This window comes from Streptomyces sp. NPDC051636 (assembly GCF_044453765.1).
In the GTDB taxonomy this organism is placed as follows: domain Bacteria; phylum Actinomycetota; class Actinomycetes; order Streptomycetales; family Streptomycetaceae; genus Streptomyces.
This window is the reverse complement of record NZ_JBITDA010000035.1, coordinates 28,909-48,017: the sequence shown is the minus strand read 5'-3', so window position 1 is coordinate 48,017 and position 19,109 is coordinate 28,909. Positions and strand designations below refer to the sequence as shown.

Sequence of the window (19,109 nt, the reverse complement as noted above, 5' to 3'; positions counted from 1 at the left end):
CCGCGCGGGCCACCGCCGGTTCGCCCGGTCGCGGGGTCGGGTGTGTCGTCGGCCGGGGGGCGGAGGCCGTCAGGTGGTGCCGTGGGCCGTGCGGTCGGCGTCCGCGGACGCCGTGCCGGTCGCGGTGTGCGGGTCGCCCTCCCGGCGCGGGCCGGGGCCGGGCGCCCTTCGGCTGGTCCGGCACGGCGTCGAAGCGCCGCGGGTGAGCCGGTGGTCCGGCAGCGGGCGCGACCGTGCGTGGCCGGTCACGGTTCCTCCGGTGCCGTCGGCCGGGGGCGCGGTGCGCCCGGGCGGAGCCGGGACAGCCAGACGCGCAGGGCCTCCTTGCGGAGTTCGCCGCCCGGGTCCCTCGGCAGGGAGCCGACCAGTTCCAGTCGGGTCGGCAGGAACGCCTCCGTCAGGCCGGTGCGGGCGAGATGCTCGCGGAGCTCCACCAGGCCCGGTGGCTCCTCCTGGAGCGCGGGGACGACCACGGCGCACGGCATCTCCCCGTAGGTCGCGTCCGTGTACTCCACGACGGCCGCCTCCCGTACCCGCGGATGCGCCCGCAGCCCCTTCTCCAACGCGTCGACCGGTACGACGAACAGGCCGCCGGTCCGCTCGTCGGCGCGGCCCACCACCGTCACCTCGCCCGGCGGCCCCGGCAGTGCCGTGTCCCCGGTGTCCAGCCAGCCCTCCGTGCGGTCCCAGGCCGCCTCGACGGGCTCCCCGTGCCGCCAGGCGGCAAGGGCGACCGAGGGACCGCGCACCCGCAAAGTGCCCACCAAGGCCAGTTCCAGCCCGCGCAGGGGCCGCTCCCCGGAGTCGAACGACAGCGCCCCGAGCCCCGCCTCGGGCGCGCCCCACACGCCGCCGACCCGGACGCCGAACTCCTCGCGCAGTTCACCGGGAAGCGGCTCGGGCGTGTCGACGCGGCCGCCGGTCAGCGCGAGCCGCAGCCCGGACACGTCACGGCGTTCCTGCCGCTGCGCGGTCAGGAGTTCGGCCCAGTGCGCGGGGGTGGCGTACACCTGGTCGACCCCCGCGGACTCGACCAGTTCCAGGAAGACCCGCGGGTCCCACACGTCCTGGAACACCCCGGTGCCACCGGACGCGAGCGGCCAGCACACCGTGTAGAGAAGGGAGGCGAGGGAGGTGAGGGGGAGGGGGGTCGAGAAGACACCGGGGGTGTCCTCGCCGCCCTGTGCCGCGAGCCCCGCGTACAGCGTGTTGCCCGTGTGCAGCACCGCCCCGTGGTCCTCCCCCATGCCCATGACCGTCAGCAGCAGCGCCGGCCGGTCCGGGGCGGCCAGTGAGAGGGGCAACTCACGGGCGTGCGGGCCGCGTTCGTGCGCGGTGCGCAGGAAGTGGGTCCCGAAGTCCACCGCCCCGGTCGCCGCCGCGTCCCCGATGACCACCCGTCGCCGCAGCCACGGCAGCCGGTGCGCGAGGTCCGCCAGGACCTCGGCGTTGCCGTACTCCTCCCAGCGGTCCGGTACGAAGCACACCCGAGCCTGGGTGGCGGCCAGGACGCGCTCCAGGTCGGGCGCGCGCACGCCCGGCAGCACCGGCACCACGACCGCGCCGATCCGCCAGCACGCGAGCGTCAGCGCCGCGGTCTCCCACCAGTTGGGCAGCTGCAACGCCACCGGATCGCCCGCACCCACCCCGAGCGACCGCAGCGCCGCCGCGAACCGGCCGACGTACACCGCCAGCTGGGCGTACGACACGGTGACGGACCGCCGGCCGGGCGGCCGGTGGGCGCGGTGGCCGACGAACGCCGGGCGATCGGGGTGCGCGGCGGCGGTGCGCAGCACGTCGTGCACGAAGCCCTCGGCACGCCACAGCCCGGCCGCGCGCCAGCGCCCGGCCACGTCCGGCGGGACGCCCGATCCGTCCGGCAGTTCGGCCGGCGGGCCGGCCGTCACGTCCATCGGCCCACCGACCAGGCCACCTGCAGCCGGGACGTGGCGCCCAGCCTGCGCATGATCTGGCGCACGTGGTTGACGACCGTCCACTCGGAGATGTCCAGCCGGGACGCGATCTGACGGTTCGTCAGTCCCTCCGCGACCAGCATCGCCACCTGCACCTGGCGCGGGGTGAGCGGCTGCGCCTCCGGTGTGGGGGCGGCCGGGCGCGCCTGAGGTTCGGGGGCGGCCAGCGCCTCCTCGACGGCCGTGGCGGGCGGCATCCGCGTGCCCTCGGCCCAGGCCGCCGCGTACCCGGTGGCGTGCAGCCGGGAGCGCAGCGTGTCCAGGGCCTCGCCGACGGCGGTACGGCGATCCGGGGCCCGCGTGCTGCCCAGCGCCCCGCGCACGGCTTCGGCGGCCGCCAGGACACGGGTCGTGCGGGGGCCGGCCGCCGGGTCGGTACGCAGCCACAGCAGGGCGAGTTCCTCCAGCACGCCGGGCAGTTCGGTGCGCTCGCCGAGCGAGCGGTACAGCTCCAGGCTCTCGCGCAGCGCGCCGGCCGCGCTCCGGGTGTCGTCGCGCTCCACGGCGACGGCCGCGGCCTCGCGCAGCGCCGCCGCGAGGCCGCGCGCGTCCGCGATCCGGCGGTGCGCGTCGAGCCCCTTGTCCAGCATGTCCTGTGCCTTGCGGGTGTCGCCCTGCGCGCGCAGCGCCGCCGCCAGCGCCACCGCCGCGTCCGCCGCCGGGGCGGCCGCACCCAGCGACTCCAGCGCGGTCAGGGCGGGGCCGAGCGCCGTGACCGCGCCGCCGGGGTCGCCGTAGCGCAGCAGCGCGAGTCCCATGCGCGCCGACACCAGTGCCGTCTGCCGCCGGTCGCCGAGCCGCTTGCACAGGGCGAGGGCCCGGCGGTTGCGCCGTACGGCGAGGTCCGCGTCGCCGAGGGCCAGCGTGAACGTCGCCGAGAGGTCGACGAGGCGGGCGCGCAGCGGCTCGGGCAGCGCGGGCGGCAAGGCGGTGACGTCCGGCCCCGGCCCCGCTTCCGGCTCCTCCTGGCCGAGCGCGTCGCACCACTCCACGCCCGTCTTCAGATGCCCCTGCACCAGCCAGGGCAGGCGCAGGGCGAGCACCAGCAGGGCGGCCTCCTCGATGGCGCCGCGCTGCCGCAGACGGCGCAGGGCGGCCACGACGTTGGGGTGCTCGGCGGCCAGCACGCGCAGCCAGTGGCCTTGCCGGGGGCCGGTCAGCCGGGCCTCGACACCGGTGACCAGCTGCCGGTACGCGGCGGCGTGCCGGTCGAGGGCCGGCTCCAGCAGGCCGTCGGCGGCGAGTTCCTCGCCCATGTGGGAGCGCACCGGCTCCGGTACCGCGAAGCGCGGCTCGCCCTGCTCCTGGTCGAGGACGACGACGAGGCTGCGGTCCAGGAGCGCGTCGAGTACGGTGTCGCCGCCGGCGCGGGGGAGCGGCGACATCCGTTCCAGCATCGACAGTCCGACCCCGGGCTCGCACACCGACAACTGACCCAGCAGGGCCAGCTCGTCACGGCTCAGGCCCGTCACGGCGGACTCCGCCAGCGCGGCCAGCGAACGGTGCCGGGCGGGGGCGCCCGCGGGCCCGCCGGACAGCGCCGTCAGTGCCCCGCCGCGGTGCCGCAGCCGGGCCAGCAGCACCTGCGGCGTGAACAGCCGCAGCCGGCCCGCCGCCAGTTCCAGGGCCAGCGGCAGGCCTTCGAGGAGTGTGCACAGCGCGCCGACCGCGGGCGCGTTCGCCTCGGTGAGCGCGAACCCGGGCACGGCGTCCCGCGCGGCGCGCGTGAACAGGGCCACCGACGCGTTGCCGGACAGCACGCCGGGCTCTTCGGCCTCCGGCGCGGGCACGGGCAGCCGGGGTACCGGAAGCAGCCGCTCGCCGGCGATGCGCAGCGGCTCGCGGGAGGTGGCCAGAACCCGCAGTCTCCCCGCGGGGGTGAGCAGCTCGGTGAGCATGGTGGTGAGCGGCTCGCCGTGGTGGTCGCAGCCGTCGAGCACCAGCAGGGCGTCCGCGTCCCCCGGGATCCGGCGCAGCTCGGCCGCCAGCCGCAGCACGGTGGCCGCTGCCTCGTCGGCGGAGGCGGCGGGCGAGAGGTCGGCCGCGCGTACACCACGGAACTGTCCCGGCGCCGGGGCGAACGCCCTGGCCAGCGCGCTCTTGCCGACGCCCCCGGGCCCGGTGAGCGTGACCAGCCGGGCGTCCGGATCGGCGAGCCTGCCGCCCAGTACGAGAAGCTCGGCGTCCCGGCCGACGAGAGGACGCCCGGTGTCCGCCGGCGCCGGACGTGTCCGCGCCGGCCTCGAAACCTGCTGTGTGACGGTCATGGCATCCCCCTGAAGACGGCTGCGGACAGCGTGCCCGGGACGGGCAAAGGGTGGCTTAAACACGGCGATCGGGGCTGGGACGGGGGCGTGCGGGTGGAGCCCGGCCGTGTCGCCGGCCGTACGAGCCTCGCCGGCCGCCCCGGCAGCCGCCTTCCCCGGCCGGCCCGCGCGTCCCACGCTGCGCCGCCTCCGCAGCCGCCGCACCCCCGCCGTACCCGGACTCGCTACGCAGCCTCCCGCAGCCGCCACACTCCCGGCCGTACCTCCACCGCCGGCCCGGCACCCTGGGCGGTGTCGGTGAGGCGGCGCAGGCAGCGGCGGGCATAAGCCTCCAGACGGCGGTCGCGCAGGGCCGTGGCCAGGTCGCGGCAGGCCGTGAAGCGGGCCGTCGCCGTCGCCGCGTCGCCGAGGTCCAGCGCGAGCAGCGCGCCGGCGCGCAGCGCGTCGAAGCGGGCCGGGGAGCGGTCCGGCAGGGAGCCGAGCGCCGTGTCGAGCAGGGCGCCCGCCTCGTCGTACGCTCCCGCGTCCAGCCGTACGTCGACCAGCCCCACCAGCGCGCGCCCGTGCTCGTGGTCGTCCGCACAGCCGCGGGCGGCCCGCGCGGCGGCTGCGTACAGTTCCTCGCAGCGTGTCAACTCCCGCTGCTGCCAGGACAGATCACCCAGTGACCGCAGCATCCGCGCCTCGCCCGCCCGGTCCTGGGCCCGCCGGGCCGCGTCCAGGCCGAGCGTGTGCGCGGTCCGCCACAGAGGCCAGGCGGCGTGCGACTCCAGGCCGCCGGACAGGGCGTCGGCCAGCCGCAGCGCCGCCGGCCATGCGCCGTAGGCGTGCGCGGTGCGCAGGACGCCGACGAGGACCGCCAGGTCGGTGTGCGCCGTGGCGGCGGAGCCGGTGGCCCCTACCGAGTCCGCGAAGGCCTCGGCGAGGCGGCCCGCGGCGTCCCGTGCCGAGTCCTCCGGCTCGTGCCGGGCGAGCAGTTCGGCGGCCAGCAGCCGCAGCAGCGGGTGGAACCGGAAGCGGCCGGTGTCGTCGGCCTCCAGCAGACGCGCGTCGACGAGGCCCTCCACGCTGCGGTCGGCCGCGTCGGCCCCGAGCCCGAGAACGGCGGCGGCCGGGCCGGTCTCGAAGGGCGCGTCCGGCAGCAGCGCCAGCAGCCGGAACGACCGCTGCTGCTGGGCCGCGGCCGCCGCGTACGCAGTCAACAGCGCCGCTCGGACGTCTATTTCACCGACGCGCAGAGCGTCGAGCCGGTCGCGCGGGTCCCGCAGCCGGGCGGCGAGGGTCTGCGGCGTCCAGTGTGGCCGGGCGGCGAGCTGAGCGGCCGCGCCGCGCAGCGCCAGCGGCAGACCGCCGCAGAGCACGGCCACCTCGGCGAGCGCCGCCGGGTCGGGCACGCGTACGGCGTCCGTGTCGCCCGCGGAGCCGGGACCGGACGCCGTCGTGAGGACGGTGTGCGCGCGGGACGGCTGTGCGGGGCGCCGCGCGGCGCCCGCGTCGGCTGCTGGAGCGTGCCGGGCCAGGGCAGTCGGGCGAGGGCTGCCCGGGCCGTCCGTGCGGGCGCGGCCGTCCGCGGCAGGCTGCGCCGGGGCGTACGCGCCCTCGGCCGCGAAGTGCCCGGCCGGTCGCCGGGTGGCCCGCGCGCGGGCGGGACCGTTCGCGGCCGGGCGCCGTGCCTCGTCCGCGCCGCCCGCCGGGACGCGGCCGGACGCCGTTGCCAGCAGGGCCCGGGCGGCCTCCGGGCGCAGCGGTGCCAGCGACACCGTACGCACCGCGGCCAGGGACGCCGGGGTACGGCGGATGGTGACCAGGGCGCGGCAGCCCTCGGTGGCCGGCAGCAACGGGCGCAGCTGCGCCTCGGAGCCGGCGTGGTCGAGGACGAGCAGCATGCGCCGGCCCGCCAGCCGGGTGTGCAGGGCGTCCCGCAGGTCCTCCACCGCCTCGGGCAGCGGGCCCGTCTCGCCCGCCCGCCGCAGCAGCCGGGTCAGCGCCTGGGCCGCGGTGAGCGGACGGCCCGGCTCGGGTTCCAGATCGAGGAACAGCCGGCCGTCCGGGAACACGTCCGCGCAGCGGTGCGCGGCCTCCACGGCCAGCGCCGTCTTGCCCACGCCAGGCATCCCGGCCACGGCGACGCACGTACCCGCCGGGGACGACGTCAACAGGTCGACGACCCGCGCCAGTTCGTCCTCCCGGCCGGTGAACCCCGGATCGGCGGTGGGCAGCGCGACGGGCCGGCCGCGCGCCTGCGTCACCGTCACCGGTCCGGCCGGCGCGGCCTCGTCGACCAGCAGACCGGCGTCACCGGCCAGGATCCGCCCGTGCAGCCGCTGCAACGCCGGACCCGGCTCGATCGCCAACTCCTCGACGAGCGTGTGGCGCAGCTGTCCGAACGCCCGCAGCGCCTCCGCCTGCCTGCCCGCCCGGAACAGCGCCAGCATCAGATGGCCGTGGAACTCCTCGCGCAGCGGATACCGCGTCGTCACCGAGTGCAGCTCGGCGATCAGATCGCGGTGCCGGCCCAGCTCCAGATCGGCGCGGATCCGCTGGTCCAGCGCTGCCACGCCCGCCTCCTCCAGCCGGACCGCCGCGGCGTCGAGCGTCGGCCCGTGCGGGGTGTCCGACAGCAGCGGGCCGCGCCAGAGCTCGATCGCCTGCCGCTGCAACGCCGCCGCCTGCGCGAAGTCGCCCGACTCCAGCGCCCGGCGGCCGCTCGCGTGCAGTGCCTCGAACCGGGTCAGGTCCAGCTGGTCCGGCCCCACACGCAGCACATAACCGGGCTGCCGGGTCACCAGAGCCTCCCGGCCGAACCCCGCCTCGGCGGCGTTGAGCTGCTTGCGCAGCTGCGAGATGTACACCTGGAGCGTGGTGGTCGCCGTACGCGGCGGATCGTCCTGCCACAGCTCGTCCGTCAGCGCCTGCACGGACACCACATTGCCGCTGCGCACCAGCAGCGCGCCGAGGACGACGCGGAGCTTCGCGGCCCGGGGCGTGTACGAGACACCGGGGCCGGCGCTGCCCTCGATCTCCAGGGGGCCGAGGATGCGGAACTTCATGAAGGCACCCGGGTCACAGGTCCTGCACGACGCGGGTGCGGGCCTCGGCCACCGCGCGCCGGTGCTGGGTCACCGTCAGCGTCACCGGCACCGAGGGCCGGCCCTCGGCGTCCCGCTCCAGCGGGCCCGGCACCGCCACGCAGCGCAGCGGCAGGCCCGCCTGCGCGTAGCCGCGGAAGTGCACGTCCCAGCCGGCCACCACGGCCCGGTCGGCGTCCACACCGCTGGCCCGGCCAGCCGTCAGGATCGACGTCTGGCGCAGCGCCTCCAGCAGCAGCAGACCGGACACCTGGCCGTCGGCGGACGGCGCGAGCGCCGGATTGTCGCCCCGGGTGAGAACCCACGTCGTCAGCCGGCCCTGCGCGGACACGCTCGGCTCGCACACCACCACGTTGCCGGGGGCACGGCGGCCGATCTCGGCCGGGTCCACGGGCCAGCCCGCGCCGTCCGGGGCGTCGTCCAGCTCCGGCGCGGCGCGCAGGGCGCGGCGGCTGTGCTCCATGTGGTTGCGGTGGAGCGCCGGCGTCAGGAAGACCAGGCCCGCGCTGCCCGCGCAGCACGAGACGTCGTCGATGCGGACCTCGACGCCGAACGTCAGCCCGCGCGGCACCCCGCCGATCATGTGGTCGGGGCGGGCGGTCAGGTGCGTCGTCATCCGCGGCGGCTCCCCGTCGCCGGCGCGCCAGGCCCGCAGGTCGGTCAGGTCGAGCGCGAACCGGTAGAACAGGCCCGGCCGTTCGCGCGGCACACCGAAGTAGCGGTGGCCCACGAACTCGCCGACCTCGCGGACCTCCTCGGTGACGGACTGCGCGTCGTAGAAGTGGCCGGGACCGTCGTTGAACAGCGGGTGCCCGGTGGGCACGGAGCCGGCCAGAACGAACTTCTCCTCGCCGCTGCTGGGGGCGTCCAGGAGGTAGTGCTCCCAGGACGTCGGGCAGTGGATCAGATGCCGGGTGGCGTACTTGAGTCCCGGGACGGTGGTGCTGGACATGTCGACAGTCATGGTCTCTCCTCGGCGCGATGGGAGCGCTCCCTGCTCGCAGAGCGTGGGGGAGGGCCCGTCGTGCGGCGCGCACTGTCCCCGTGGCCGTCACACGGACGACCCACGCCCACCAGGGTGCGAAAACGTCGGTCCCGGACGCCAGCCGGGAACGGTGGCAGCAAGTTGCACGGCAGCTAGTGGTGGTAACGGCCCTGGTCGCACGCCAGGCCGGCTTTAGCCGCGCCCAGGTGCCCGGCGGTACGGTCGTGATCACGGCGCGGACGCACCGGCCCCCCCGTCACCGCGTGCCCGCGCCGTTCGCCCGCCCCGTCCGGGACGTCATCCCCCGCCGTCCCGGACGGGGCCCGCACCCAGCCCGACCCAGTGCGCCACCTGTGCGCGCGAGGTGATGCCGAGCTTCTTGAAGATGCGGCTGAGATGCGTCTCCACCGTCTTCGGGCTGACCTGGAGCCGCGCCGCGATCTGCTGGTTCGTACAGCCCTCGCTGACCAGGACCGCCACCTGAGCCTCCCGCCTGCTCAGTGCCTCCAGCGACAGCCGCCCCGCGCCCTCCGGCTCCGCCTCGGGCGGCGGCGCGGGCACTTCGTGCTCCTGGACCAGCCGCACCTCCCGCAGCCGGGCCTCCGCCCGGTCCCGCCACACCCCGCCGAGCGGCCGCGCCGCCCGCACCGCCCTGCGGGCCGCCTCCAGCGCGGCGGTGCTGTCGTCCGCCGCGAGCCGCACCCGGGCCAGGCACAGCGCCGCCGCCACGGCAAGCGGCACTCCGCCCGCTCGATGCGCCGAGCCGGCCGCCCGCTCGGCCCACCGGCCGGCCGCCGCGAGATCCTCCGCGGCGAGCCGGGCCCGGGCGAGCCCCAGCTCCAGCCGGCCCGCCAGCTGTTCCTGACCCGACTCGCGCGCCAGTACCAGCGCTTCCTCCAGCCGCCGCTCCGCCGCGTGCCGGCGCCCGGTGTGGAACAGTGCGTCGGCCAGCAGCGGCACCGCGTCCAGGCGGCGCAGCAGCGCGTCCTCCCCGAGCCCGTCGAGTTCCCGCGCCGCGGCGTCGGCCGAGTCGAGCGCGGCCCCGAACAGCCCGGCGGCGGCGTGGACGGCGGCGAGCAGACAGCGGGCGTGGGCGGTGGCGACGGCCGACGGGGCGGTGCGCAACGCCTCCTGGGCCCAGCGCTGGGCCGTGCGGCGCAGCACCGGCTCACCGCGGTCCAGGGCCAGGGCGGCGCACTCCGCGACCCACTCGTGGACGGATTCCGGGGTGGCGCGGGCCCGCACGGGCGGGGCGCACCCCTCCAGGCAGCGCTCGGCCTGCTCCCAGCGTCCCAGCAGCCGCAGGGCCGCCGCACGGACCGGTGTGTCCCGCACCACCGCCGGGAGCGAGGCGTACGCCCGCAGCGCGGCCTCCGGACGGCCCGCCAGCACCAGTGCCCGCGCCCGCAGCAGCGTCGCCTCCACGTCGTCGGGAGGCAGCAGCCGCAGCAGGGACGCGGCAGCGGAGGCCTCCCGGTGCAACCCCTCCGCGGCCATGCGCAGCAACTCGGCCCCGGGCCGCGCCGGGCCGTGCGCCATCGTGCCGCCGGTCCTTCCGGGCTCCCCGGATTCCTCGGTCTGCCCGGGCCGGCCGGTCCCTTCGGTCCGTTCGGTCTCTGCGGGCTCTTCCGTCCGTGCGGTTCCGTCGGCCTGTGCGGTCAGCATCCGCTTCTCCCCCCGTCGGTCCAGCCGACCATCTCCCACCCGGACCCCCGGCTCCAAGGCACCCGCCCTGTCCGGTAGTTGCACGACAGGAAGTCCCTCGGACGTGGGGTGAATCCCTGACTACTGCCGTGGTCGGGACGGGATCAGGCTCGAACCATGGCTGTCGACTCAAACCCCGTCACCCGCCCGGGGGCGGCACCCCCGCTGCCCGGCGCCCGCCGCTGGCTGCGGGCGGGCTACGCCTCCGGGGCCCTGGTCACCGGCGCGTTCAGCACGCTGCCCGGCCTGCTGCTGCTGCCCTACCTCACCGACACGCTCGGCGCCGGTGCGGCACTCGCCGGCACCGTGGTGCTCGTACCCAAGGTGTGGAACGCCCTGCTCGGGCCTCTCGTGGGCCACGCCGGGGACCGCGTGCCCCGCCGCCGTAGGCATCTGCCGGCCGGAGGCGTCGGCGTGGCCGCCGCGTTCGCCCTGATGTTCTCGGCGCCCGGCTCGCACTCCGCCGGGATCTGGTGGGCCGCCGTCGGCTTCTTCCTCGCCGCCACGGCCTACGCCTTCTTCCAGGTGCCCTACTCCGCGCTCCCGGCCGAGCTGACCGGCCGACCCGCCGACCGGGTCGCCCTGGTGGCCGGACGCGTCGCCGTGATCGCCGTTTCCGCGCTGCTCATCGGAACGGTGGGGCCGGCGCTGGTGGACGCGGGCGGCGGGGGAGTGCCGGGGCACCGCCTGGTGGGTCTGTTCGGCGCGCTGTGCGTGCTCGCCGGTACGGCGGGGGTGGTGCTCGGTACCAAGGGGGCGGGCCGGCGAGACACGGCGCCCGCGGAGCCCGGCGCCGGGGCACCCGCTGCCGGTGAACCCGGTGCCGGGGCGCCCCGAGCCGACGAGCCCGGCGCCGAGCCGTCCGGCCTCCTGCGACGGCTCCTCCTCGCCCGGCGGGTTCCCGGTTTCGCCGCGCTTCTCGGCGCCATCGCCGTCCAGTCCGTCGCCACCGGTGGACTGACCGCCGGCGCGCCCTACTTCAGCGAGCACATCCTCGGCGACAAGAACGTCACAGGGCTGCTCGTCGCCGCGTTCGTCGCCCCGAACCTCCTCACCGTGCGCGCCTGGACGCGGCTCGGAGCCCGCCTCGGCCACCGGGCCGGATACCGGTGGGCCTGCGCGGTCTTCGGCGCCGGCTGTCTGCTGCTGTGTGCCGCGCCCGTGCTGCCGCTGCCCGTCGTACTGCTCGCCATGGTCGTCGCCGGAACCGGGCATGCCGGTCAACTGCTTTTCCTGTACGCCTTGCTGCAGGACTGCATCGCGAGCGAGGGGCTGCGCGGGGTGGGCGTGTCGTCCGGGCTGTTCACCACCTGCGAGACCCTCGGCCTGGCGGTCGGGCCCTTCCTGTACGGCCTGACACTCGCCGTCTTCGGCTACGCCTCGTCCGGCACCGGGCACGCCGTCGCCCAGTCGCACACGGCACGTGAGGGGATCCTCGTCGGCATCGGCCTGCTGCCCGCCCTGGCGGCGCTGGCCGCCACGGCCGTGCTGGGCCGGGAGCGGCGCGCGAAGCGGGGCTGAGACCGGGGACCGGCCGGGCCGGAGGACCGGCTGGGCCGGACCAGTGACCAGGCGGACACCGTTCGCCCCTCAAGGAGCGGCGTCGTGGGGGAGCGTGCCGGGCGTTCGCGACGGGGCGAACTTGCCTGTTGGGGCACTGGCACGGGCACCCTGCCCCCGCCCTCACAGCAGCCGGGTCGGCCCCCCGGCCTCCTCGGCCTCGTCCCGCAGCGGCGTCAGCCCGCCGTCCAGCGATCGCACCTCCACCGCACCCCGCGGTCCGTCCATGACCCGGCCGACCGCCGTGGCCAGGCGCCCGTCGCGGTGCCCGCGCAGCGCGGCCAGCGCCGCGGCCTCCGCGTCCGCGGCGACCACCAGGCAGAGACAGCCGGCGCCGGCGGCGTACAACGGGTCCAGGCCGAGCACGTCGAAGGCCTCCCGGGCGCCGTACGGCACCGGCAGCGCGGCTTCGTCGACCCGCACCGCACACTCCGAACGCGCGGCGAACCCCCGCAGCACCGCGGCCAGTCCGCCCTCACCGGCCACACCGGCCGCCCGTACCGCGTCCGCCGGCAGCGCCGCCCGGACCGTCTCGACCAGGCCGCCCAGCGGGGCGGCGTCACTGGGCACGTGGTACTCGTAGCCGAGGCCGGCGCGCAGGGACAGCACGTGCACCGCATGGCTGCCCAGAGGGGCGGAGAGCAGGATCCGGTCGCCGGGGCGCAGCGCGGCCGCGTCCAGCGGCGGGCGCGTGAACACCCCGAACCCGGTGACGCAGAGCGTCATCTGGTCGATCTCGCCGGCCCGCACCACCCGTGCGTCGACCGCCGCGACCCGCACCCCGGCCTCCCGTACGGCCTCCCGCACGGAGTCGGCGGCGCGGTGCAGCAGCGCGGCCGGCAGCCCGGCCTCGACGACGGCGGCGAGGGCCAGCCGACGCGGCAGGGCACCGGTGACCGCGAGCGCGTTGACGGCCGCGCACACCGCGAGCCGGCCGATGTCGCCGTTGCCGTAGAACGGCGGGTCGACGACGGACGTCGTGGTGCGCACAACCAGCGGCCCCGGTTCCGGGGCCGGTTCGGCGTCGTAGAGGTCGCCCAGCGCCGCGACGAGGACGCGCGCCGGCGACGCGGCGCCTGCGTCGTCGCGCAGCGCCACCTGGCCCACGGGCAGGGGCAGGTCGTCCCGCAGCAAGGAAATCCCCCCTTTCCGGACCCGGGAACCGCGGCGGCCCGCGGCCGCCCCGCGTGCCAGTCTGCTCCCGGCACCCCGCCACCGTAGCCGGGGAAACCACGGACAACCGGCAGGCAGGGGTGGGAATTCAGGGGTGCACAGGGGTCCGTCAAGGGGGACTGCCGGGGCGGTCGCCCTTCCTAGGGTCGAAGACCCGGAACGCCCGGGCAGCCAACGGACCTACGGGAGAGCGGCCATGGTGGACGTCAGCACGCGGGGGGAGCGGCACCACGCCGCCGACCGCATCGAGGAGCGCCTCGGGGTGTTCGTGCGCCGCTTCGAAGACCCACACGCGGAAACGGCCGGAAACGGTCCCCTCCACGGGGTCACCCTCGGCATCAAGGACGTCTTCGCCACCCGCGAGGCGGTCCCCACCGCGCACAGCAAGGTGCACGACGCCGACTGGCACCGTGGCCGCGACGCCGTGGCCGTCCGACGGCTGCGCGCCGCCGGGGCCGTACCGCTCGGCCTGACCACCGCCGGCGAGCACGCCCTCGGCCGCCCCGACCCCGCCCTGCCGTTCCCGGTGCCGCGCAACCCCTGGGACCCCGACCGCTACCCGGGCGGCTCCAGCAGCGGCAGCGCCGCCGGCCTCGTGCACGGCTTCTTCGACGTCGGACTCGGCACCGACACCGGCGGCAGCATCCGCATCCCCGCCGCGCTGTGCGGGGTCACCGGCATCAAGCCCACCCACGGACTGGTCCCGACCGCCGGCAGCCGGCCCCTCGCGCCCAGCCTCGACACCGTCGGCACCCTCGCCCGCACCGTCCGCGAGGCGGCCCGCGCACTCGGCGTCGCCGCCGGCCGGCACACCCCCGAGCCCGAGTGGCTCACCGGCCTGGACGGCGTGCGCATCGGGGTTCCCGACCGCGCGCTGGAGGAGGCCGGGCAGCTCTCCCCGGACTGCCGGGACGCCTTCGACACCGCCCTCGAACGGCTCCGCGACCAGGGCGCCAAGATCGTCAGCGTCGATCTGCCCGAGCTGTACCCGCTGTTCGCCGCCCAGCTGATCACCCTGCTCGCCGAGGGTTTCCACACCCACGGCGCCGGGCTGCGCAGCCGCTGGGACCAGTACGGGCGGCCCTTCCGGCGCACCCTCGTGCTCGGCGGCCTGATCCCCGCCTCCGCGTACGTCCACGCCCAGCGCGTGCGCGCCTGGGGCGCGGCGGGGCTGCGCCGCCGGCTCGACAGGATCGACGCTCTGGCCACCCCCACCTGGCCCGGTACCGCCCCCCGCTACGACGACCCCGCGGGCCTCGCCGCCGTGTCGTGGCTGCCCAGCCTGTGGAGCGCCGTCGGCTTCCCGGCCGTCGCCCTGCCCATGGGCTTCGACCCGGCCGGCCTGCCGCTGTCCCTGCAACTGGCCGGCACGCCCGGCACCGACCGCGCCCTGCTCGCCGTCGCCGACGCCTACCAGCGGCACACCGACTGGCACCTGCGCACCCCCGGCCCGCTTCCGGTGACCCGCCCCGCCCCCGTCGCCCTGCCGCAGGGCGCACCCTCCGAGGCCGACGCCCAGCGGCAGCTCGGCGAGGCACTGCGCCGGGCGGGGGTGGCCGTCCCCGAGGCCGAACTCGCCGAATTCACCGGGCAGTGGCAGCTCACCGAAATGCTCTTCGGATTCCTGCCGGAACTCCCCGACCCCGCATCCGACACCGACGACGACAACTGACAAGAACCCGAGGAGCCTTTCATGACCACACAGCAGGACCTCGCCCGCACACAGACCACCGGCGACCTCCTGGAAAGCGACTGGATTCGCCGCTACCACCCCGCCGTCGCGGACGCGCCACGCCTCATCTGCTTTCCGCACGCGGGCGGTTCGGCGAGCTTCTATTTTCCCGTCGCGAAGGAACTCACCCCCGCGATCGACGTCCTGGTCGTGCAATATCCGGGCCGCCAGGAACGCCGGAGGGAACCGCTGATCGACAACGTCCCCGAACTCGCCGACCGCGTCTTCGAAGCGGTACGGCACCACGCCGACCGGCCGCTGTACCTGTTCGGGCACAGCATGGGCGCCACCGTCGCCTTCGAGATCGCCCGCCGCTTCCGGGACGCCGGACTCCCGGCCCCGGCCCGGCTGTTCGCCTCCGCCCGCCGGGCCCCCTCCCGTACCCGCCCCGACCGCGTCCACACCCGCGACGACGAGGGCGTCATCCGGGAACTGCGCAAGCTCAGCGGCACCGACGACCGGGTGCTGGGCAACGAGGAGATCATGCGGCTGGCGCTGCCCGTGCTGCGCAACGACTACAAGGCCGTGGAGACCTACCGCGCCGACCGCGGGGTGCGCATCGACAGCCCGGTCACCGTGCTGACCGGGGACAGTGATCCCAACACCACCCTCGACGAGGCCCGCGCCTGGGCCGAACACACCACGGCCGACTGCGAGGTCCAGGTGTTTCCCGGCGGCCATTTCTATCTCGTCGACCGGCAGCGCGAGGTTCTCGATGCCATCACCGCCCGCATAAGCGCCCCGGCCGGCATGTGAGGTTAGGGGTGTCCCCGGCCCCCGGTAGGGGTCCGCACCGCGCCCACCCGCGTCTAGCGTGAACTTCACCGCTGCCACGAATTCTCCATTTGTGGCCCGAGGACAGGAACAGGGAATCGCCGTGAGTCGAATAGCGTGGAAGACGCTGAACAGCGGGGAGAGCGACCGTCTCCTGCTGGCGGTCGACTTCGCCGCGGGGAGCCGCGGGCCGGCCCAATTCGCCGACCTCGCCCCGCTCCTCGATCCGCAGCACACGCTGTGGGCGAGCCGGCCCCCGGGCCCCGACGACCAGGTCCCGCCCACCGGCAACGCCTACCTCGACTGGTGGCTGGGCGAGGTCCGCGCCTCGGGCGCTCCCGTTCAGGCCGTGCTCGGCTACTGCGCCGGCGGTGTCTTCGCCGCCGCCCTCGCCGACCGCGTCGCCGACTGGCAGCCGGCCCCCCGGCTCATCCTCCTCGACCCCGAACTCCCCGCCACCAGCGGCCTGTACGAGGACTTCCACACGGCCGGCGACTCCCTCGGCGCCCTGCTCACCCCGGCCGAACTCGACGCCTTCCACGCCCGCGGCGAGGCCCTGAAGGCCCAGTACGGCGACGACCAGCTGCCGGTGGTCGGCCGCGAGCTGGCCGACACCTTCACGGCCGCCGTGGCCGCCGCCGCCGACCGGCTCGACCTCGACGAGGACATCCGCGACGAACTCTCCGGCGCCTTCGTCTCCCTGGTCTCCTACCTCACCGCGGCCACCACCCTCAGCCCGCTGCCCGCCTGGTCCACCGCCACGGCCGTCACCACCACCACCCCGGACCAACCGGTCGGCCACGACCACCGCGTCCCGGTGGCCCACGACGACCTGCTGCGCTCACCGGCGACCGCACGCGCACTGGAGCACCTGCTGGCCGGCGACCGGGCCCCGGCGGCCGGGAAGGCCGGGTGAGCGGAATGACGGCGACGACGGGGGACACCGTCACCACGACCCGAACACCGCCGGCGGGCACGCCGGCCCCCCAGGGGACCGGCACCCACGCCACCCTGCTCCCGGCACTCTTCGCCGAGCAGGCACGCCGCACCCCCGACGCCACCGCACTCGTCGACGGCGGCGTCAGCCTCACATACCGCCAACTCGCCGAGCGCTCCGCCAAGCTGGCGCACCACCTGATCTCCCTGGGCCTGGGTCCGGAGGACATCGTCGCCGTCGGCATGCGACGCGGCGCGGAACTCGTCACCGCCTTCCTCGCCGTCCTCACGGCCGGGGCCGCCTATCTGCCGCTCGACCTGCAGAACCCGGCGCAGCGCCTGGCGCTGATGACCGAGGACGCCCGCCCGGCCGCCCTCCTCACCCACACCGGCAGCGCCGCCCCGGCCGGCGCCGCGGTCACCGTCCTCCTCGACGACGAGGCCACCCGCGCGGCCATCGCCGCCGCCCCGGCCACCGCCCCCGAGGACACCGACCGCGTACGGCCGCTGCACCCCGACCACGCCGCCTACGTCATCTACACCTCCGGCTCCACGGGCCGTCCCAAGGGCGTCGTCGTCACCCACCGCCCGCTCGCCGCCTACCTCGCCTATGCGCGCGGCACCTACCCGAGCGCCGCCCGCAGCACCCTGCTGCACTCCTCCGTCGCCTTCGACATGACGGTCACCACGCTGTACGCGCCGCTCACCAGTGGCGGCACCATCCGCATCGGCGCGCTGGAGACCCCGGGCCCCAGCCCCGCCCTGCTCAAGGTCACGCCGTCCCACATGGCGCTGCTCGGCACGCTGCCCCCGCAGGCCGCGCCGACCGAGCAGCTCGTCGTCGGCGGTGAACTCCTGCTCGCCGAGACCGTCGAGGCCTTCCGCGCCCGCCACCCCGGGGTCACCGTCCTCAACGAGTACGGCCCCACCGAGGCCACCGTCGGCTGCTGCGTGCACGCCGTCCGCCCCGGGGACCTCCTGCCGCCCGGCGCCGTGGCCATCGGACAGCCCACCTGGGCCAGCGAACTGCGTGTCCTGGACGAGCGGCTGCGGCCCACCGACGACGGCGAGCTGTACATCGCCGGCGGTCAGCTGGCCCGCGGCTACCTGCGCCGCCCGGCGCTCACCGCGGAACGCTTCGTCGCCGACCCCTACGGCCCGCCCGGCAGCCGCATGTACCGCACCGGCGACCGCGTGCGCCGCTCCGCCGACGGCACGCTGTTCTTCCTCGGCCGCCTCGACGGACAGGTCAAGATCCGCGGCTACCGCGTCGAACTCGGGGAGATCGAGTCGGCCCTGCTGCGCCACCCGGCGGTCTCCCGCGCCGCCGTCACCGTCCACCGGACCCCCACCGGCGACACCCATCTCGTCGCCCATGTCGTCCCGGACGCCGAGCAGGGAGCGGACGCCGGCGACCTGAAGACGTATCTGGCCGACACCCTGCCCGACTACATGGTGCCCAGCGCCTTCCTGACCCTCGGCACCCTGCCCCTGAACGCCAACGGCAAGCTGGACACGGACCGCCTCCCCGCGCCCGACTTCGCCGCCGTCACCCGCTACACGGCACCCGGCACCCCCGAACAGACGCTGCTGTGCGAGCTGTTCGCCCGGTTCTCCGGCGCCACCAAGGCCGGTCTCGACGACGACTTCTTCGCCCTCGGCGGCACCAGCCTGGGCGCCGCCCAGGTCGCCAACAAGGCCCGCAGGCAGGGCCTCGGCGTCAGCCTCCAGGACATCACCGACCACCGCACGGTACGGCGCCTGTGCGAGGCGCTGGCCACCGAGTGACCTCCCCGGCCGCTCACTGCGGGACCCCGGCACCACCACGTGCGACCGGCATCCGGCCGGCGTACGACCAGTAACAGGAATTGGAGACACGATGGAGCTGCTGCAGCTCGCCGGCATGGGCTGGATCTCCCGGTCCCTCAGCGTGGCCGCCCGGCTGGGCATCGCCGACCACCTCGCCGACGGCCCCAAGACCCCGGCCCAGCTCGCCGAGTCGACCGACGCCGACCCCGACGGCGTCCTCTACCTGCTGCGCGTCCTCGGCATCGTCGGCGTCTTCCGCGAACGCGAGGACGGCACCTTCGAACAGACCGAGACCTCGGAGCGGATGCGCGACGACCACCCGCAGTCCATGCGCTACTGGTGCGTCCTCGGCGGCGAGATGTACTACGACGTCTGGCGCGACCTGCTCACCACCGTCAAGACCGGAAAGCCCGCCTCCCGCTCCGAGTACGGCGAGTCCATCTACGCCTACATGGACAAGGACACCGACGCCGGTGAGGTCTACGACAAGGCCATGGCCGACATCACCCGGCCCGCCGCCGCCGAACTCGCCCGCGACTTCGACTTCTCCCGCATCTCCACCGTGGTCGACGTCGGCGGCGGCACCGGCCACCTCCTCAAGGGCATCCTCTCGGCCCACTCCGACATCCGCGGCACCGTGGCCGAGCGCGCCGACGTCGCCAAGCGCGGCGCCCAGCTCCTCGACGAGTCCGGCGACCAGGACCTGATCCGCCGGCTCTCCTTCACCGAGGCCGACTTCTTCGAGGAGGTCCCGAGCGGCGCCGACGCCTACTTCCTCAAGAACGTCCTGCACAACTGGAGCCCCGAGAGCAGCGCCCGCATCCTCGAGACCGTCCAGCGGGCCATGACCCGCACCGTCGAGGAGTCCGACGGCCTCGCCGCCGAGCCCGTCCTCTTCGTCGTCGAGCCGCTGCTCGGCCACGACAACGCCTCCGCGATCCGCTCGCTGTTCCAGATGGTCGTGTGCGAGGAGGGCACCCGCATCCGGTCCGTCGAGGACATGCGCGAGCAGGCCGAGGCCGCCGGCCTCCAGGTGCGGTCGATCCGCAATCTCTCCACGGAGCACAGCGTCGTCGAGTGCGTGCTCGCTCCCCGCGACTGACAGCT

At 75.9% G+C, this 19,109-nt stretch carries 13 protein-coding genes; 6 read left to right on the top strand and 7 right to left on the bottom strand.

Annotated features, from left to right (window positions below; translation table 11 throughout):
* Window positions 1-69: 69 nt before the first annotated feature.
* The 6 genes from ACIBBH_RS37535 to ACIBBH_RS37510 form a co-directional block, all read right to left on the bottom strand.
* Window positions 70-249: a hypothetical protein gene (locus tag ACIBBH_RS37535; protein ID WP_399412620.1), complete on the bottom strand. Its 180-nt coding sequence runs from the start codon at window positions 247-249 to the stop codon at window positions 70-72.
* The gene (locus ACIBBH_RS37530; protein WP_399412618.1) at window positions 246-1,913 is read right to left on the bottom strand and encodes an AMP-binding protein; all 1,668 of its coding nucleotides are present in this window, start codon (window positions 1,911-1,913) and stop codon (window positions 246-248) included. The genes ACIBBH_RS37535 and ACIBBH_RS37530 overlap by 4 nt, the downstream gene beginning before the upstream one ends.
* Window positions 1,904-4,240, bottom strand: a complete 2,337-nt coding sequence (locus ACIBBH_RS37525; protein ID WP_399412617.1) for an ATP-binding protein — start codon at window positions 4,238-4,240, stop codon at window positions 1,904-1,906. The genes ACIBBH_RS37530 and ACIBBH_RS37525 overlap by 10 nt, the downstream gene beginning before the upstream one ends.
* 224 nt (window positions 4,241-4,464) lie before the next feature.
* Window positions 4,465-7,290, bottom strand: a complete 2,826-nt coding sequence (locus ACIBBH_RS37520) for a BTAD domain-containing putative transcriptional regulator (protein WP_399412615.1) — start codon at window positions 7,288-7,290, stop codon at window positions 4,465-4,467.
* A gap of 13 nt (window positions 7,291-7,303) precedes the next feature.
* A complete protein-coding gene (locus tag ACIBBH_RS37515; RefSeq protein WP_399412613.1) occupies window positions 7,304-8,293 on the bottom strand; it encodes an AfsA-related hotdog domain-containing protein in 990 nt (329 codons plus the stop codon).
* Between the two features lie 318 nt (window positions 8,294-8,611).
* Window positions 8,612-9,979, bottom strand: coding sequence for a LuxR C-terminal-related transcriptional regulator (locus tag ACIBBH_RS37510; protein WP_399412612.1), 1,368 nt, complete (start codon window positions 9,977-9,979; stop codon window positions 8,612-8,614).
* A 156-nt stretch (window positions 9,980-10,135) separates the two neighbouring features.
* On the opposite strand from ACIBBH_RS37510, the gene ACIBBH_RS37505 reads away from it, so the two are divergent.
* A complete protein-coding gene (locus tag ACIBBH_RS37505; RefSeq protein ID WP_399412610.1) occupies window positions 10,136-11,539 on the top strand; it encodes an MFS transporter in 1,404 nt (467 codons plus the stop codon).
* A 162-nt stretch (window positions 11,540-11,701) separates the two neighbouring features.
* On the opposite strand, the gene ACIBBH_RS37500 is transcribed toward ACIBBH_RS37505, so the two are convergent.
* Entirely contained in the window at window positions 11,702-12,712 is a 1,011-nt protein-coding gene (locus tag ACIBBH_RS37500; RefSeq protein WP_399412608.1) for an AIR synthase-related protein, read from the bottom strand.
* Window positions 12,713-12,947: 235 nt separating this feature from the next.
* Between ACIBBH_RS37500 and ACIBBH_RS37495 the strand changes: the two genes are divergently transcribed.
* The 5 genes from ACIBBH_RS37495 to ACIBBH_RS37475 all read left to right on the top strand — a co-directional run bounded on the left by ACIBBH_RS37495 (window position 12,948) and on the right by ACIBBH_RS37475 (window position 19,104).
* Window positions 12,948-14,423, top strand: coding sequence for an amidase (locus tag ACIBBH_RS37495; RefSeq protein WP_399412606.1), 1,476 nt, complete (start codon window positions 12,948-12,950; stop codon window positions 14,421-14,423).
* A gap of 21 nt (window positions 14,424-14,444) precedes the next feature.
* The gene (locus ACIBBH_RS37490; protein ID WP_399412603.1) at window positions 14,445-15,239 is read left to right on the top strand and encodes a thioesterase II family protein; all 795 of its coding nucleotides are present in this window, start codon (window positions 14,445-14,447) and stop codon (window positions 15,237-15,239) included.
* A 121-nt stretch (window positions 15,240-15,360) separates the two neighbouring features.
* Window positions 15,361-16,173, top strand: coding sequence for a hypothetical protein (locus ACIBBH_RS37485; protein WP_399412601.1), 813 nt, complete (start codon window positions 15,361-15,363; stop codon window positions 16,171-16,173).
* Between the two features lie 5 nt (window positions 16,174-16,178).
* The gene (locus tag ACIBBH_RS37480) at window positions 16,179-17,981 is read left to right on the top strand and encodes a non-ribosomal peptide synthetase (RefSeq protein ID WP_399412599.1); all 1,803 of its coding nucleotides are present in this window, start codon (window positions 16,179-16,181) and stop codon (window positions 17,979-17,981) included.
* Between the two features lie 91 nt (window positions 17,982-18,072).
* Window positions 18,073-19,104, top strand: a complete 1,032-nt coding sequence (locus ACIBBH_RS37475; RefSeq protein ID WP_399412597.1) for a methyltransferase — start codon at window positions 18,073-18,075, stop codon at window positions 19,102-19,104.
* Window positions 19,105-19,109 lie beyond the last annotated feature (5 nt).

Bases quoted from the DNA above. Each gene is read 5' to 3' on its own strand.
- ACIBBH_RS37530 (WP_399412618.1), bottom strand. From the start codon at position 1,913: ATGGACGTGACGGCCGGCCCGCCGGCCGAACTGCCGGACGGATCGGGC.
- ACIBBH_RS37525 (WP_399412617.1), bottom strand. From the start codon at position 4,240: ATGACCGTCACACAGCAGGTTTCGAGGCCGGCGCGGACACGTCCGGCG.
- ACIBBH_RS37520 (WP_399412615.1), bottom strand. From the start codon at position 7,290: ATGAAGTTCCGCATCCTCGGCCCCCTGGAGATCGAGGGCAGCGCCGGC.
- ACIBBH_RS37515 (WP_399412613.1), bottom strand. From the start codon at position 8,293: ATGACTGTCGACATGTCCAGCACCACCGTCCCGGGACTCAAGTACGCC.
- ACIBBH_RS37510 (WP_399412612.1), bottom strand. From the start codon at position 9,979: ATGCTGACCGCACAGGCCGACGGAACCGCACGGACGGAAGAGCCCGCA.
- ACIBBH_RS37505 (WP_399412610.1), top strand. From the start codon at position 10,136: ATGGCTGTCGACTCAAACCCCGTCACCCGCCCGGGGGCGGCACCCCCG.
- ACIBBH_RS37495 (WP_399412606.1), top strand. From the start codon at position 12,948: ATGGTGGACGTCAGCACGCGGGGGGAGCGGCACCACGCCGCCGACCGC.
- ACIBBH_RS37490 (WP_399412603.1), top strand. From the start codon at position 14,445: ATGACCACACAGCAGGACCTCGCCCGCACACAGACCACCGGCGACCTC.
- ACIBBH_RS37480 (WP_399412599.1), top strand. From the start codon at position 16,179: ATGACGGCGACGACGGGGGACACCGTCACCACGACCCGAACACCGCCG.
- ACIBBH_RS37475 (WP_399412597.1), top strand. From the start codon at position 18,073: ATGGAGCTGCTGCAGCTCGCCGGCATGGGCTGGATCTCCCGGTCCCTC.